Source organism: Nocardia ignorata NBRC 108230 (assembly GCF_001612905.1).
GTDB classification, from domain to species: Bacteria; Actinomycetota; Actinomycetes; order Mycobacteriales; family Mycobacteriaceae; genus Nocardia; species Nocardia ignorata.
This window is the reverse complement of record NZ_BDBI01000020.1, coordinates 101,259-115,156: the sequence shown is the minus strand read 5'-3', so window position 1 is coordinate 115,156 and position 13,898 is coordinate 101,259. Positions and strand designations below refer to the sequence as shown.

At 68.7% G+C, this 13,898-nt stretch carries 14 protein-coding genes; 1 reads left to right on the top strand and 13 read right to left on the bottom strand.

The window, feature by feature from the left end; all coding sequences use genetic code 11:
* Positions 1-54: 54 nt before the first annotated feature.
* From NI2_RS17460 to NI2_RS17420, 9 genes are all read right to left on the bottom strand, one after another.
* Positions 55-1,083 carry a 2-dehydropantoate 2-reductase gene (locus NI2_RS17460; RefSeq protein ID WP_067492101.1) on the bottom strand — a complete coding sequence of 343 codons (1,029 nt, stop codon included), beginning with the start codon at positions 1,081-1,083 and terminating at the stop codon, positions 55-57.
* Entirely contained in the window at positions 1,080-2,057 is a 978-nt protein-coding gene (locus NI2_RS17455; RefSeq protein WP_067492100.1) for a helix-turn-helix transcriptional regulator, read from the bottom strand. Before NI2_RS17455 ends, NI2_RS17460 begins: the two co-directional genes overlap by 4 nt.
* Positions 2,054-3,049 (bottom strand): helix-turn-helix transcriptional regulator, encoded by a 996-nt coding sequence (locus NI2_RS17450; RefSeq protein ID WP_084456314.1) that lies wholly within the window; start codon positions 3,047-3,049, stop codon positions 2,054-2,056. Before NI2_RS17450 ends, NI2_RS17455 begins: the two co-directional genes overlap by 4 nt.
* A gap of 65 nt (positions 3,050-3,114) precedes the next feature.
* Positions 3,115-3,477, bottom strand: a complete 363-nt coding sequence (locus tag NI2_RS17445) for a VOC family protein (RefSeq protein WP_208115299.1) — start codon at positions 3,475-3,477, stop codon at positions 3,115-3,117.
* A 79-nt stretch (positions 3,478-3,556) separates the two neighbouring features.
* Complete coding sequence (locus tag NI2_RS17440; protein WP_067492099.1) at positions 3,557-5,050, bottom strand: long-chain-fatty-acid--CoA ligase; 1,494 nt, start codon at positions 5,048-5,050, stop codon at positions 3,557-3,559.
* A 305-nt stretch (positions 5,051-5,355) separates the two neighbouring features.
* Positions 5,356-6,540, bottom strand: a complete 1,185-nt coding sequence (gene pcaF / locus NI2_RS17435) for a 3-oxoadipyl-CoA thiolase (protein WP_067492098.1) — start codon at positions 6,538-6,540, stop codon at positions 5,356-5,358.
* Positions 6,540-7,697, bottom strand: coding sequence for an acyl-CoA dehydrogenase family protein (locus NI2_RS17430; protein ID WP_067492097.1), 1,158 nt, complete (start codon positions 7,695-7,697; stop codon positions 6,540-6,542). Before NI2_RS17430 ends, pcaF begins: the two co-directional genes overlap by 1 nt.
* A gap of 15 nt (positions 7,698-7,712) precedes the next feature.
* Complete coding sequence (gene fabG, locus NI2_RS17425; protein ID WP_067492096.1) at positions 7,713-8,465, bottom strand: 3-oxoacyl-ACP reductase FabG; 753 nt, start codon at positions 8,463-8,465, stop codon at positions 7,713-7,715.
* A 16-nt stretch (positions 8,466-8,481) separates the two neighbouring features.
* Positions 8,482-9,633: an acyl-CoA dehydrogenase family protein gene (locus NI2_RS17420; RefSeq protein WP_067492095.1), complete on the bottom strand. Its 1,152-nt coding sequence runs from the start codon at positions 9,631-9,633 to the stop codon at positions 8,482-8,484.
* A gap of 137 nt (positions 9,634-9,770) precedes the next feature.
* Here NI2_RS17420 and NI2_RS17415 point away from each other — a divergent pair, with 137 nt between their 5' ends.
* Positions 9,771-10,403, top strand: a complete 633-nt coding sequence (locus NI2_RS17415; protein WP_067492094.1) for a TetR/AcrR family transcriptional regulator — start codon at positions 9,771-9,773, stop codon at positions 10,401-10,403.
* A 136-nt stretch (positions 10,404-10,539) separates the two neighbouring features.
* On the opposite strand, the gene pafA is transcribed toward NI2_RS17415, so the two are convergent.
* The 4 genes from pafA to NI2_RS17395 all read right to left on the bottom strand — a co-directional run bounded on the left by pafA (position 10,540) and on the right by NI2_RS17395 (position 13,860).
* Positions 10,540-11,898, bottom strand: a complete 1,359-nt coding sequence (gene pafA, locus NI2_RS17410) for a Pup--protein ligase (protein ID WP_181696425.1) — start codon at positions 11,896-11,898, stop codon at positions 10,540-10,542.
* Between the two features lie 164 nt (positions 11,899-12,062).
* Complete coding sequence (gene prcA, locus NI2_RS17405) at positions 12,063-12,830, bottom strand: proteasome subunit alpha (RefSeq protein WP_067492092.1); 768 nt, start codon at positions 12,828-12,830, stop codon at positions 12,063-12,065.
* Positions 12,827-13,600: a proteasome subunit beta gene (prcB, locus tag NI2_RS17400; RefSeq protein ID WP_084456337.1), complete on the bottom strand. Its 774-nt coding sequence runs from the start codon at positions 13,598-13,600 to the stop codon at positions 12,827-12,829. Before prcB ends, prcA begins: the two co-directional genes overlap by 4 nt.
* Before the next feature lie 65 nt (positions 13,601-13,665).
* The gene (locus NI2_RS17395) at positions 13,666-13,860 is read right to left on the bottom strand and encodes a ubiquitin-like protein Pup (protein WP_067492090.1); all 195 of its coding nucleotides are present in this window, start codon (positions 13,858-13,860) and stop codon (positions 13,666-13,668) included.
* Positions 13,861-13,898: the final 38 nt, after the last annotated feature.

Below are 13,898 nucleotides of genomic sequence, written 5' to 3'. Positions count from 1 at the left end.
TACCTGTGCGCGGAGTTTCGTGGACCCGCGCCCGTGGAGGTGTTCGCCACCCGTTCAACGGGCGACGGCGCGTGCGGCGGCGGTCAGTTCGGCGAACAGGCGGCTGCCGCTGAAGCGTCGTTCGTCGCCGGATTCGGCGGCGCGGATCAGTTCCACGAGCCTGCGGTTGACCGGTGTCGGCCGTCCGACCATCTCGCCGAGGCGCACGATTTCCCCACACAGCCAAGCGATTTCGGTGCGTTTGCCACGTGCCAGGTCGTCGGCCATCGATGACCGCGCCACCGGGTCGATGGCGAGGACCCGACCGAACACCCGCCGGAACAGCGAGTCGGGAACGCGCAGCAGATGCACCATCAGTTCCGGTGGCACCGGGGTGAGCTGAGCGGGCCGAATTCGCGCAGTGTTCATCACCGCGAGGGCTTCGGACTGGGTGAGGGCGAGGCAGCGCCGGTAGTCGCGGTCGGCCAGTTCCTCGCGCAGCGGCCTGCCCGACAGCGCGTTGATCGGGTTGTTGAGGTTGAGCAGAAGTTTGGCCCACTGGACGGGCCGCAGGTCACGGTGGCGTCGCAGCGGCAGGCCGGCCTCGCGGAAGCGGTCGGCGAACCGGTCGACGACCGGGTCGTCCTGGACGGCGACGACACCGTCGCTGGCCCGGTGGAACCGGCCCTCGCCCCGGTGCACCACGTTGAACATCACCATGCCCGCCAGGACCACACTGGTCGGCAGGATCTCGCGGATGACGGTGTCGTTGCCGATGCCGTTCTGCAGGCTCACCACCGGGGTGCCCGGGCGTAATCGGCCCGCGACGGCGCGCGCGGCGGCGGCCGTGTCGGCGGATTTCACGGTGACCAGGACGAGGTCGGCGCGTTCGGGTTCGTCGGGGGCGAGCGCCAGCCCGAACCGGTCGGGGCCGACTTCGGTGGCGCCGCCGTCGAGGTCGGTCAGGCGCAGACCGTGTTCGGCGATGTCGTCGAGGACCCGCTGACGTCCGACGAAGATGACTTCCATACCCGCCGCGGCCAGCTGACCACCGACGAAAACCCCGACGCTACCCGCGCCGAGGACGAGGACTCGCTGACTCACGCGGGTTCGGTCTCCCCCAGCAGTCCGGCCGCCGCGTAGGCGGCCAGGGCGGCATCGGCGCGCTCACGCACCGCCGAGACAAGTTCGGGCGGTCCGAGCACACTCACGCCGGTGCCGAACCCGAGCAGCAGCCGTGCCATCCAGTCGGCCGAGGCGAACCGCATGCCCGCTTCGATGCTGCCGTCGGGGCGCGACCGGATGCGGTGCATCGGGTACTGGTCGAGCACCCAGGCGTAATCCGCGCGGATGCGTAAGCGGGCCAGTGGAACGTCGGGGTCGTCCTGGAACAGGTCGAGCGCGGCGGCGTCGGCGGCGGCGTGGCTCGGTGGGCGGGCCGGTTCGTCGAGTTCGGTGGCGTCCTCGATGCGGTCGAACCGGAACAGCCGGACGCCTTCGGCCTGGCGGCACCAGGCCTGCAGGTAGCTGTTGTTGTCGACGAGCACGACCCTGATCGGGTCGACGACGCGTTCGGAGACCTCGTCGCGGCTGGCCGAGTAGTAGACCAGGCGCAGTGCGTGCGCGTCGGCGAGGGCGGCGCGCACGGTGGCCACCACCGGCCGTTCGACGGGCACCTGCGCGGGCGGGCGACTGACATCGCCGCCCGCGATGGCGGATTCGATCTTGGCGATCGCGGCGTGCGCGGCGGTCGGGTCGACCATGCCCGGCATCTCGACGATCGAGCGCAGCGCCACCAGCAGCGCGGTGGCCTCGGTGGAGGTCAGGCGCAGCGGGCGTTCGATGCCGGCCGAGAAGGTGACCTCGATGCTCTCCTCGGAGAACGACAGGTCGATGAGGTCGCCGGGGCCGTAGCCGGGCAGCCCGCACATCCACAGCTGGTTGAGGTCGCTCATCAGCTGCTTGGTGGTGACGCCCAGTTCGGCCGCGGCCTCGGCGGCGCTGATGCCGGGGTGCGCGAGCAGGTAGGGCACCATGTTCAGCAGGCGTGAAAGTCGTAGGGACAGGCGCGAACTCACGATGTCACCTCCGTGTGGTCCAGTACCGACCGTAGCCGGTTCATCACGTCGGCGCGCAATTCCGGTGGATCGAGCACCAGCACATCGGGGCCGAGACCGGTGATGAGCCGGGCCACCCAGTCGCGTGAGCGCACCGGGACCTCGAGCACCGAGCCCGGGCGGCCGCCGAGGTCACGGGTGTCGACTTCGGTGCCGATGCGGCGCAGTTCGCGGCCGCGACCCTTGGCGACCCACACGGTGGCTGTCCCGGTGACAGGCGCGTCGCCGGTGACCCGGTCGACGATGGCGCGCAGGTCGGCGTCGGCCGGTTTGTGTACCGCGTTGACCGGCCCGTACGCCTTCACCTCGCCCCCGATCCGCGAGAGCCGGAACGTGCGCACGGCGTCGCGTTCCCGGTCGTGGCCGACCAGGTACCAGCGACCGTGGCGGGTGACGACACCCCACGGTTCGACATCGCGGGTGACGAACGGGTCGGTGACGGCGCTGTGGTGCCCGAACCGCACGGCCTGTCCCGCGTCGATGGCGGCGAGCAGTTCGCGCAGCACCGGTTCGGAGCCTCGCGTGCGGGCGGGCACCGCCGGCACCGAGACGCCAACATTGTCGGTCTCCACGGTGACACCGGCCGCCCGCAACTTCAGCAATGCGCCTTCGGCGGCACCGGCCAGTTCCGGCGACGCCCACATCTGCACGGCGACGGCGACAGCGGCGGCTTCCTCGCTGGACAGGTCGATATCGGGCAGTTCGTAGGCGTCGCGATTGATCCGGTAGCCCTCCAGCGTCGAGAAGCGACCCACCGGACCTACTTCCAGCGGGATGCCGAGGTCGCGGAGTTCGTTCTTGTCACGCTCGAACATCCGGCTGAACGCCTCGTCGGTCGCGGACTCCTCGTAACCTGCCACGCTGTCACGGATACGTTCCGCGCTCAGGAACTGCCGGGTCGACAACAGCGCGATGACCAGATTCATCAGCCGCTCGACCTTGGATATCGCCACCCGTTAGAGGGTAATGGTCGAGGGCGTCGGCTCGCGCGTCGGCGCACGATTGCCGTCGACCGGCCTCAGGCGCCGTCGATCACCAAGCAGAACGGGTGCCCCGCCGGATCGATGAGGACACGCCAGCGATCCGGTTCCGGTTGCACCTCGGCTTTGGTGGCGCCGAGCGTCAGCAGCCGGGCTTCTCCTTCGTCGAGGTCCGGGACCGCGAAATCGAGGTGGCACTGCTGGGGTGTCTGCTGTCCCGGCCACTGCGGTGGGCGGTAGTCGGCGACACGTTCGAAGCCGAGTGACACTCCGTTCGGGCCGGTCAGCTCGATGTACTCGGGATCGGAGTCGGGGCTGCGCTCGAAGCCGGTGGCCCGCGCGTAGAACTCGGCGAGCGCATCCGGGTCGGGACAGTCGATCGTGACGGCGGCCAGCTTCATCCATACCTCCTGCATCGATGGCGAGAAGTACCTGTCCTCCGAGCGTGGCACGACGAGCGGTTTCTCGCCACGGCATCGGTCATTCCCCGGAACCGAAACGCTGCCGCAATTCCCGCTTGAGCACTTTGTGCGTCGGCCCGAGCGGGAGTTCGGTGACGAACTCGACGCGACGCGGGTATTTGTACTTGGCGACCCGGGATCTGGCGAAGTCGATCACCTCCTGCTCGCTCACTGCACCGTCGGGCACGACCACCGCGACGATCTCCTCGCCGTAGTGCTCGTCGGGCACCCCGATGACAGCCACCTGGGCGATGCGTGGATGCCGCATCAGTGCTGCCTCGACCTCCGTCGGGTACACATTGAAACCGCCGCGCAGGATCATCTCCTTGATGCGGTCGACGATCCGGATCCGGCCGGTCTCGTCGCGGGTGCCGAGGTCGCCGGTGCGGAACCAGCCGTCGATCACGGCGGCGGCGGTCGCCTCGGGCTTGCCGGTGTAGCCGCTGAACACGTTGTGTCCGCGCACCACCACTTCCCCGACCTCGCCGACCGGCAGCAGCTCGATGCGGTCGGCGATGTCCGGGTCGGCGATCTCCACGTCGACACCCCATACCGGGTGCCCGACGGTGCCTGCCTCGGTTCCGTACACCGGCTGATTCACCGCGGCCGTCGGTGAGGTCTCCGACAGGCCGTACCCTTCGAGCACGGGCGCCCGGAAGAGCCGTTCGAACTCCTCGAGCACGGACACCGGCAGTGCGGCACCACCGCTGACACAGAGCTTCAGTGCCGGGAGCCCGGTCGCGGTCGCGGCGGCCTCGATCAGCGACAGGTACATGGTCGGCACCCCGTGGAAGAGGTTGACCCGTTCGGCCGTCATCAATGCGATCGCCCGCGCGGCGTCGAATCTCGGCATCAGCACCAGGGTGCCGCCGACGCGCCAGTGCGAGTTCATCGACACGGTCTGCCCGAACACATGGAACAGCGGCAAGGCGCCGAGGGCGATGTCGTCGCGGTGGATCTCGTTGGCGTCGAAGGTGTTCACCGTCGCGCACATCACCATGTTGAGATGGCTCAGCTCGGCGCCCTTGGGGGTGCCGGTGGTGCCGCTGGTGTAGAACACCACGGCCGTGTCGAGCGGCCCACGCGCGACGAAGTTCGGGATCGGCTCGCCGACAAGGTCTTGCGGCGCCACCACCTCGATTCCGGCGGCCCGCGCGGCCTCGCCACCGGTCTGCGCGACCATCGGGTGGCAGATCAGCAGGCGGGCGCCGCTGTCGCGCAGGACGTATTCCATCTCCGGCGCGGTGAGCAGCAGATGCACCGGCACCACCGTGGCACCCGCGGCCAGCACGGCGAAGTAGGCACGCGGGAAATCGGCGGTGTTCGGGCACAGCAGCGCCACCCGGTCACCGGGTTTCACACCACGCGCGATCAGCGCGGCGGCCTGCGCACGGGCTTGCCGCCACAGATCGGCGAAGGTGATGCGGTGTTCGCCCTCGATCAGGGCGAGGTGCTCGGGGCGGCGGCGGGCGGGTTCGGCGAGGATGCTCGCCAGGGAGAGGGTGGCGTTCACGGGTGCTCCTGAATTCGACGACGTCGGCGAGGTGTTGTCCGAACCCGCTGGTGCGAGCGGACATTGTTGCGGTGATGGGCGAGAAACAACTCCGACCGGGTCGGGATCGTCATGGATTGCGGGTGGGGCTGGGCGGGGCCGTCGGGTTGCACGACGGTGGCCGATATCGGTGCCGATATCGAGGCCGATCAGGCCGGTGCCACGCGGGTCGGGCAGTTGTGCGTGGCGGCCGGACGTTTCGCCCGGGTGCGGGCGTGTCGCGGGCGCGATCGGATGGCGACACGCTCGGCGGTTGTGCGGGCCGATCACCGGTGCAGGTGGACGGCCAGACCTTGGCCCACGCCGACGCACAGGGTGGCGATCGCGTGGTGCGCGTCGCGTTCGGCCAGTTCGATCGCCGCGGTGAGTGCCAGCCGGGCACCGCTTGCCCCGAGCGGATGGCCGAGGGCGATCGCCCCGCCGTTCGGGTTGATGTGCTCGGCGTCGTCGGGCAGACCGAGCGCCCGCACCACCGCGAGCGCCTGGGCGGCGAAGGCCTCGTTCAGCTCGATCACGTCGACGTCACCGATGCCGAGACCCGTTCTCGCGAGTAGCTTGCCGACCGCCGGAACCGGCCCGATGCCCATCGTGCGCGGCGGCACGCCCGCCGCCGCGACCGCACCTACGCGGGCGAGCGGGGTGAGACCGTAGCGGTGTACGGCGGCTTCGGAGGCGAGCAGGACCGCCGCGGCACCGTCGTTGATGCCCGAGGAGTTGCCCGCGGTGATCGAGCCCCCCGCCACCACCGGTGGCAGGGCGGCGAGCTTGTCGGCGCTGGTCTCGCGAGGATGTTCGTCGCGCTCGACGACGACCGGTTCGCCCCGCCGCTGCGCGACCGGGAGCGGCGTGATCTCGCGGGCGAGGCGCCCGCGCGCGATCGCGGTCGCCGCCCGCTGCTGCGAGCGCAGGGCGAAGGCGTCCTGATCGGCGCGGGTAACGCCGTGCTCGTCGGCGACGTGCTGGGCTGTCTCGGGCATGGTGTCGGTGCCGTACCGCTCGTGCAGGCGCGGATTCACCAGCCGCCAGCCGAGGGTGGTATCGGCCAGCTGGGTCGAGCGATCCCAGGGCACGGCGTTTTTGGGCAGCACATAGGGTGCCCGCGTCATGGACTCGACCCCGCCGGCGATCACGAGGTCGGCATCTCCGGCCCGGATCGCGCGTGCCGCGTACCCCACCGCATCCAGCCCCGAGGCGCACAGACGGTTCACGGTGACGCCCGGCACGCCGACCGGCAGCGCCGCCATCCGCGCGACGTTACGGTTGTCCTCACCCGCCTGATTGGCGCAGCCGAACACCACATCGTCGACGGCTGCCCAGTCCACAGCGGGAAACCTTTGCACCAGAGCGGAAATCACGTGGGCGGCCAGGTCGTCGGGCCGCACCTCGGCCAGTGCGCCACCATACCGGCCGAAGGGAGTTCGCACACCGTCGACCAGGTACGCGGTGGCCATCACAGACCCATGTTCTTGGCGATGATCATCTTCATCACCTCGCTGGTGCCGCCGTAGATCCGGTTCACCCGGTTGTCGGCGTACAAGCGCGCCACCGGGTATTCGGTGATATAGCCGTAGCCGCCGTGCAGTTGCAGGCAGCGGTCGATCACGCGCGAGGCCACCTCGGTGCAGAACAGTTTGGCCGACGCGGCGTCGGCGGGGGTGAGCTCGCCGCTGTCGAGCGCGTCGAGGGCCCGGTCCACCACCGCTTCGGCCGCGTCGACCTCGGCCTGGCAGGCGGCCAGCTCGAACTTGGTGTTCTGGAACTGCGCCACCGGCTGACCGAAAACCTTGCGGTCCCTGGTGTATTCGAGGGCGAACCGGATCGCCGCCTTCGCCTGCGCGTAGGCACCGAGCGCGATCGACAGCCGCTCCTGGGGCAGGTTCTGCCCCAGATAACCGAACCCCTGGTGCGGCTCACCCAGCAGATCCGACACCGGCACCCGCACATCGGTGAAGGACAGTTCCGCCGTGTCGGACACTTTCAGCCCGAGCTTGTCCAGTTTGCGCCCGACCGCGTACCCCGGCGAGGTCGTGTCGACCGCGAACAGCGAGATCCCGTGTCTGCGATCGGTATCCGAGGGCGGCGCGGTGCGTGCGCAGACGATCACGCGGTCGGCGTGTACCCCGCCGGTGATGAACGTCTTCGCGCCGTTGAGCACGTAATGCGTACCGTTCTCGGACAATTGGGCGGTCGTGCGCATTCCGGCGAGGTCGGAGCCGGTGCCCGGTTCGGTCATGGCGATGGCGAACATGATCTCGCCCGACACGAAACCCGGCAGCCAGCGGTGCTTCTGTTCCTCGGTGGCGAGGTTCTTCAGGTAGGGCAGGCACAGCCCCACGTGCACACCGGACCCACCGAAAGACACACCCGCACGAGCCGTTTCCTCGAGCAGGACGGCCTGGAACTTGAACGATTCGATACCGGCGCCACCGTATTCCTCGGGCACTTCGATCCCGAACACACCCAGCTCGGCCAGCTCGCGGTAGAACTCGCGCGGCACGATGCCCGCCTCGTACCACTGGTCGTACACGGGAACGACCCGCGACTCGACGAACGCGCGTACCGTCTTACGAAACGCTTCGTGCTCGTCGGTGAAAACTGTTCGCTGCATGATGATCTCCGCGATTCAGAGACGGCGTCCGCCGTCGACGTACAGGGTTTGCCCGGTGACGAATCCGGCGTCGTCGGAGGCCAGGAACGCGACCACGTTCGCGATGTCGGCGGGGGTGCCGACGCGCCGCAACGGGGTGATCTCGGCGGTCTTCGCCTGCAAGTCCTCGGCGCTCACACCCATCCGTTCGGCAGTGGCCGCGGTCATCTCGGTGGCGATGAAGCCCGGCGCCACCGCGTTGACCCGGATACCGAACGGGCCGAGTTCCATCGCCAGCGTCCGGGTGAGTCCCTGGATACCCGCCTTGGCCGCGGCGTAGTTGGCCTGGCCGCGATTGCCGAGCGCCGACACACTCGAGGTGTTGACGATGGCCCCACTTCGGTTGTCCACCATGTGTTTCTGCGCCGCCCGGCTGCACAGGAACGCGCCGCGCAGGTGCACGGACATGACGGTGTCCCAGTCGTCGACCGACATCTTGAACAGCAGGTTGTCGCGCAGCACGCCCGCGTTGTTCACCAGCACATCGAGGGACCCGAGATCGGCGACGGTGCGGGCCACCGCGTCGGCGACCTGGGTCTCGTCGGACGCATCACAGCCGATGCCGATCGCGGTGCCGCCCGCGGCGTTGATCTTTCCGGCGGCCTCCATCGCGGCGTCGGGGTCGAGGTCGACCACGGCCACCGCGTAGCCGTCCTCGGCCAGGCGCGCCGCGGTCGCCGCGCCGATACCGCGCGCGGCCCCGGTCACGAAGGCAGTTCTCGAGGGCATGAGTCGTACTCCTGTGTCAGACAATGGCGTTCACGCCGGTGAGGGCGCGGCCGATGAGCAGTTTCTGGATCTGGGTCGTGCCCTCGTAGAGGGTGAGCACGCGGGCGTCGCGCAGATACTTGGCGACGGGGTATTCGTCGATGTAGCCGTACCCACCGAACACCTGGATGGCGTTGTTCGCGGCTTTCACCGCGGCTTCGGAGGCGAACAGCTTCGCCATCGAGGCGGCGGTACCGAACGGCTCACCCCGGTCGACGAGGTCGGCCGCGCGCCAGGCGAGCAGTCGCGCGGCCTCGGTTTCCACCGCGATGTCGGCCAGCAGTTCCTGCACGAGCTGATAGCCCGCGATCGGTTTGCCGAACTGCTCGCGTTCACCGGCGTAACGCACCGACGCCTCCAGGCAAGCCCGCGCCACACCCACGCACCCCGCGGCGACGCCGATGCGGCCTTTGTCCAGCGCGCCCATCGCGATACGGAAACCCTGGCCGAGCTCTCCCAACCGATTCGCGTCGGAGACACGCACGCCGTCGAGGACGAGTTCGGCGGTGGCCTGGCCACGCAGCCCGAGTTTGCCCTTGATCTCGGTCCGGCCGAAACCCGGCGCGTCGGTGGGCACGAGGAACGCGGTGATCCCCTTCGGACCCGGACCGCCGGTGCGAGCGAACACCAGGGCGATGTCGGCCCAGGTGCCGTTGGTGATGAAGATCTTGGTGCCGGAAATGACCCAGTCGTCGCCCTCGCGGGTCGCGCGGGTGACCAGGCCGGCCGCGTCGGAGCCGGTGCCCGGCTCGGTCAGCGCGAAACAGCCGAGTCGCTCGCCCTCGCACAGCGACGGCAGGAACCGGCGCTTCTGCTCCTCGGTGCCGTAGGTCGCGATCGACTTGCCGACCAGGCCGAGCGAGACCGACACGATGCCGCGCACCGCGCTGTCACCGCGACCCAGTTCCTCGAGCAGCACGCAGTAGGCGAGCATGTCGCCGCCGGACCCACCGAATTCCTCGTCGATCCCGATGCCGAGGAACCCCATCGCGCCGAGTTTGCCCACGATCGCCGGGTCGACCGATTCCTCCCGGTCCCACCGCGTCGCATGCGGCACGACCTCCTTGTCCACCCAGCTGCGGGCGAGATCGCGCAGATCACTGTGCGCCGACGAGAGTTGGAAATCCACAGGACACTCCTGAACCAAACAGCGTTAGGTTTACCCGGGCACCGTATCCTAACGGCGTTCGGTTAATCAAGAGGTGTTCTCCGCCCGCGGTGATACGGTTCGTGTCCCGAGGAGTTCCCGCAGGAGAGGAAGGCGCATTGGCCAGGCCGCGCGTACCGCTGTTGAGCCGCGAGCGCATCCGCGAGGCCGCGCTGGCCCTGATCGACCGCGACGGCTTGGCCGAGGTCTCCATGCGCAAGCTGGCCGCCGAACTCGGCGTGCAGGCCGCCTCGCTCTACGGCCACTACCCCAACAAGGACGAGCTGCTCGACGACATCGCCGCCCGCATCATGAGCCGCGTCGACACCTCGGCCTTCGACACCGCGACCTGGGACGAGGCGCTGGCCGCGTGGGCCCGCAGCTACCGAGCCGCCCTGGCCGCCCACCCCAACTTCGTGCCGTACCTCGCCGCGGGCCCCGGCCGCCGCACCGAGAATCTGCGCGCCGCCGACGCCGTCCACGGCGGCCTCGTCGGGGCAGGCTGGCCGCCCCGCTACGCCACCATGATCGGCGCCGCGACCCGCTACCTGGTGATGGGCTCGACGGTCGGCTCGTTCGCCGGCGGTTTCGCCGACGACGTCCAGGTCTACCGCGACCGCTACCCCCACCTGAACCAGGCCCACCTGCTCCGCGCGATCGCCGACGAAATCGACGACGACAGCTTCGAATTGGCACTGACAGCGTTCATCGCGGGGCTACAGACCACCTATGCGGCGATTGTCGCCGACTGATCCCCGGCACTGGCCGACAGCGGCGTAGCGGCGCCGACAACCTCAGCTCCTCCGCACAGCACAAAACCGGTGGCGCCTACGCATTCGCTCCCATGCGCCACCGGTTTTGTCGGTCCCCCCGTCTGTGGGGGTTCGCCTACATCGAGGCGATCAGCCGATCGACTCGTTCGTCGACCGACCGGAACGGGTCCTTGCACAGCACGGTGCGCTGCGCCTGATCGTTGAGCTTCAGATGCACCCAGTCGACAGTGAAGTCGCGACCGGCCTCCTGCGCCGCGGTGATGAAGTCACCCCGCAACTTGGCGCGGGTGGTCTGCGGCGGCGTCTCGACCGCGGCGTCCACCGCCTCGTCCTCGGTGATCCGCTTCGCCAGTCCCTTACGCTGCAGCAGGTCGAACACCCCACGTCCACGCTTGATGTCGTGGTAGGCGAGGTCCAGCTGGGCGATCTTGGGATCGGACAGTTCCATGCTGTACCGGTCCTGGTACCGCTGGAACAACTTGCGCTTGATCACCCAGTCGATCTCGGTGTCGACTTTGGCGAAGTCCTGCGCCTCGACCGCGTCGAGCGTGCGGCCCCACAGGTCGACGACCGCATCGATCTGCGGGTCGCGGTCCCGGTTGCGCAGGTGGTCGACGGCCCGCGCGTAGTACTCACGCTGGATCTCGAGCGCACTGGCCTGCCGTCCGCCCGCCAGCCGCACGGGTCGGCGGCCGGTGAGGTCGTGGCTCACCTCGCGAATGGCGCGGATCGGGTTGTCGAGGGCGAAGTCGCGGAACGATACCCCGGCCTCGATCATCTCCAGCACCAGCGAGGCGGTGCCCACCTTGAGCATCGTCGTCGGTTCGGCCATGTTCGAGTCGCCGACGATCACGTGCAGGCGCCGGTACTTCTCGGCGTCGGCGTGCGGTTCGTCGCGGGTGTTGATGATCGGGCGCGACCGGGTGGTCGCCGAGGACACACCCTCCCAGATGTGCTCGGCGCGCTGCGACAGGCAGAAGGTGGCCGCCTTCGGCGTCTGCAGCACCTTGCCGGCGCCGCAGATGAGCTGACGCGTCACCAGGAACGGCAACAGCACATCCGAGATCCGGGAGAACTCGCCGGCACGCACCACGAGGAAGTTCTCGTGGCAGCCGTAGGAGTTGCCCGCGGAGTCGGTGTTGTTCTTGAACAGGTAGATGTCGCCGCCGATGCCTTCTTCGGCCAACCGCTGTTCGGCGTCGATGAGCAGCTCTTCGAGCACCCGCTCACCGGCCCGGTCGTGGGTGACCAGCTGCACCAGGCTGTCGCATTCGGCCGTGGCGTACTCGGGATGCGATCCGACGTCGAGGTACAACCTGGCACCGTTGCGAAGGAAGACATTAGAGCTACGGCCCCAGGACACCACCCGGCGGAACAGGTACCGGGCCACCTCGTCGGGGGACAGCCGACGGTGACCGTGGAAGGTGCACGTCACACCGAACTCGGTCTCGATCCCCATGATTCGTCGCTGCACACTATCGACACTACAGCTATGACCAGTACCCGCGCGGCGCTCTGAGATCCCATTCGCATACGTGTTCACAACGATTCGGACAGCGAACGACCGTGTGCCCACGACGAGGTCGGGCCCGTGAACCGAGGTGGTTCACGGGCCCGATCACGATCTTCACCCAGGCGTCAGCCGTCCGAACCGTCCTCGGGTTCGGGCAGCTTCGCCTCGGTCACCTTCTTGCCGGTGGTCCCGGCCAGGGCCTGCTCGAGCGGGGCGCCCTGCAGGCGCCGGAACGCCCGGCGCGGACGTGCCTGTTCGAGGGTGGCCACCTCGAGCGAGGCGACACCGAGCGAACGCTTGTCCTTGTCGGCTTCGGGCTGACCGGCCTGCAACGCGCCGATCGCCACCTTCAACGCCTCGTCCAGGGTGAGCCCCGGCTTGTAGGCGGCCTTGAGCGCGGTGACGATGGGTTCGGTGGTGCCACCCATCACGACGAACTCGCGTTCGTCGACGATCGACCCGTCGAAGGTGATGCGGTACAGCACCGAGGTCGGCGCCTGTTCCGGGTACCCGACCTCGGCCACACACAGCTCCACCTCGTAGGGCTTGAGCTGATCGGTGAAGATCGAACCCAAACTCTGGGCGTAGAGATTGGCCAGCGAACGACCGGTGACATCGCGCCGGTCGTACTGGTACCCCTTCAGATCGGCCTGCAGGATGCCGCCGCGGCGCAGGGCCTCGAACTCGTTGTACTTACCGACCGCGGCGAACCCGATGCGGTCGTAGAGCTCGCTGATCTTGTGCAGGGTCGCCGACGGGTTCTCGGCGACGAACAGCACACCCTTGTCGTACACCAGCACGACCACGCTGCGGCCCCGACCGATGCCCTTGCGGGCCAGTTCGGTCTTGTCCCGCATGATCTGCTCGGCGGACGCGTAGTAAGGCAGCGTCATGCGCTGGCACCCCCGTTCACTGCGGCTTCCCGGTCGGCCGCGATCGCCGCGGCGACCTCACCGAGACGTTCCTCGGTGACATCGGCCGCGCCCTCGGCGTCGATGGTCACCACCGTCGGGTAGATCCCGCGCAACGCGTCGGGCCCGCCGGTGGCACTGTCGTCGTCGGCGGCATCGACCAGCGATTCCACCGCGATCCGCAGCGCCTGGTCCGCGTCGAGTCCGCGCCGGTAGAGCTTTTTGAGCGAGGACTTGGCGAAGTTCGAGCCCGAGCCGACGGCGGTGTAGCCGAACCGTTCCTCGCTGCGCGAACCGACCACGTCGTAGGACACGATCCGCCCGGCCTTGTCGGGGTCGGTGACCTGATCGTCGTAGCCGACGAGCAGCGGGATCACCGCGAGTCCCTGCATGGCGGCGGGCAGGTTCTCACGCACCATCTTCGACAGCTTGTTGGCCTTGCCGTCGAAGGTGAGCGAGACCCCTTCGATCTTCTCGTAGTACTCGAGTTCCACCGCGAACAACCGCACCATCTCCACGGCGAGCCCGGCCGTACCGGCGATGCCCGCGGCCGAGAAGGTGTCGGTGATGTACACCTTCTCCATGTCGCGCGAGGCCACCAGGTTGCCCTGGGTGGCGCGGCGATCGCCCGCGATCAGCACACCGCCGCGGTAGTTGACCGCGACGATGGTCGTGCCGTGCGGCGCGAAATCCGCGCCGACGAGCTCGCTGCCGCCGAACCTGTTGGCGGGCAACAGGTCCGGCGCGTGCATGCGGAGATGTTCGGTGAACGAGGAGAGCGTCCGACCTGGGTGCAGACGCAACGGGTCACCTGAGGTCACTGGCCGCCCTTCTGCACATATGCCCGCACGAAGTCCTCGGCGTTCTCCTCGAGCACATCATCGATCTCGTCGAGCAGGTCGTCGGTTTCCTCCGCGAGCTTCTCGCGCCGCTCCTGTCCTGCCGCACCGTCGCCCTCGGGGCCCTCGTCCTCGTCGCCACCCCCGGCGCGCTTGGTCTGCTCTTGTGCCATGGCAGCCGACCTCCTCTTCCACTCAATGATCGTGCTCG

Excerpts from the sequence above, each read along its gene's own strand:
- NI2_RS17445 (WP_208115299.1), bottom strand. The coding sequence starts at position 3,477 with ATGAAGCTGGCCGCCGTCACGATCGACTGTCCCGACCCGGATGCGCTC.
- pcaF (WP_067492098.1), bottom strand. The coding sequence starts at position 6,540 with ATGGCCACCGCGTACCTGGTCGACGGTGTGCGAACTCCCTTCGGCCGG.
- NI2_RS17430 (WP_067492097.1), bottom strand. The coding sequence starts at position 7,697 with ATGCAGCGAACAGTTTTCACCGACGAGCACGAAGCGTTTCGTAAGACG.
- fabG (WP_067492096.1), bottom strand. The coding sequence starts at position 8,465 with ATGCCCTCGAGAACTGCCTTCGTGACCGGGGCCGCGCGCGGTATCGGC.
- prcA (WP_067492092.1), bottom strand. The coding sequence starts at position 12,830 with ATGACGCTGCCTTACTACGCGTCCGCCGAGCAGATCATGCGGGACAAG.
- prcB (WP_084456337.1), bottom strand. The coding sequence starts at position 13,600 with ATGCACGCGCCGGACCTGTTGCCCGCCAACAGGTTCGGCGGCAGCGAG.
- NI2_RS17395 (WP_067492090.1), bottom strand. The coding sequence starts at position 13,860 with ATGGCACAAGAGCAGACCAAGCGCGCCGGGGGTGGCGACGAGGACGAG.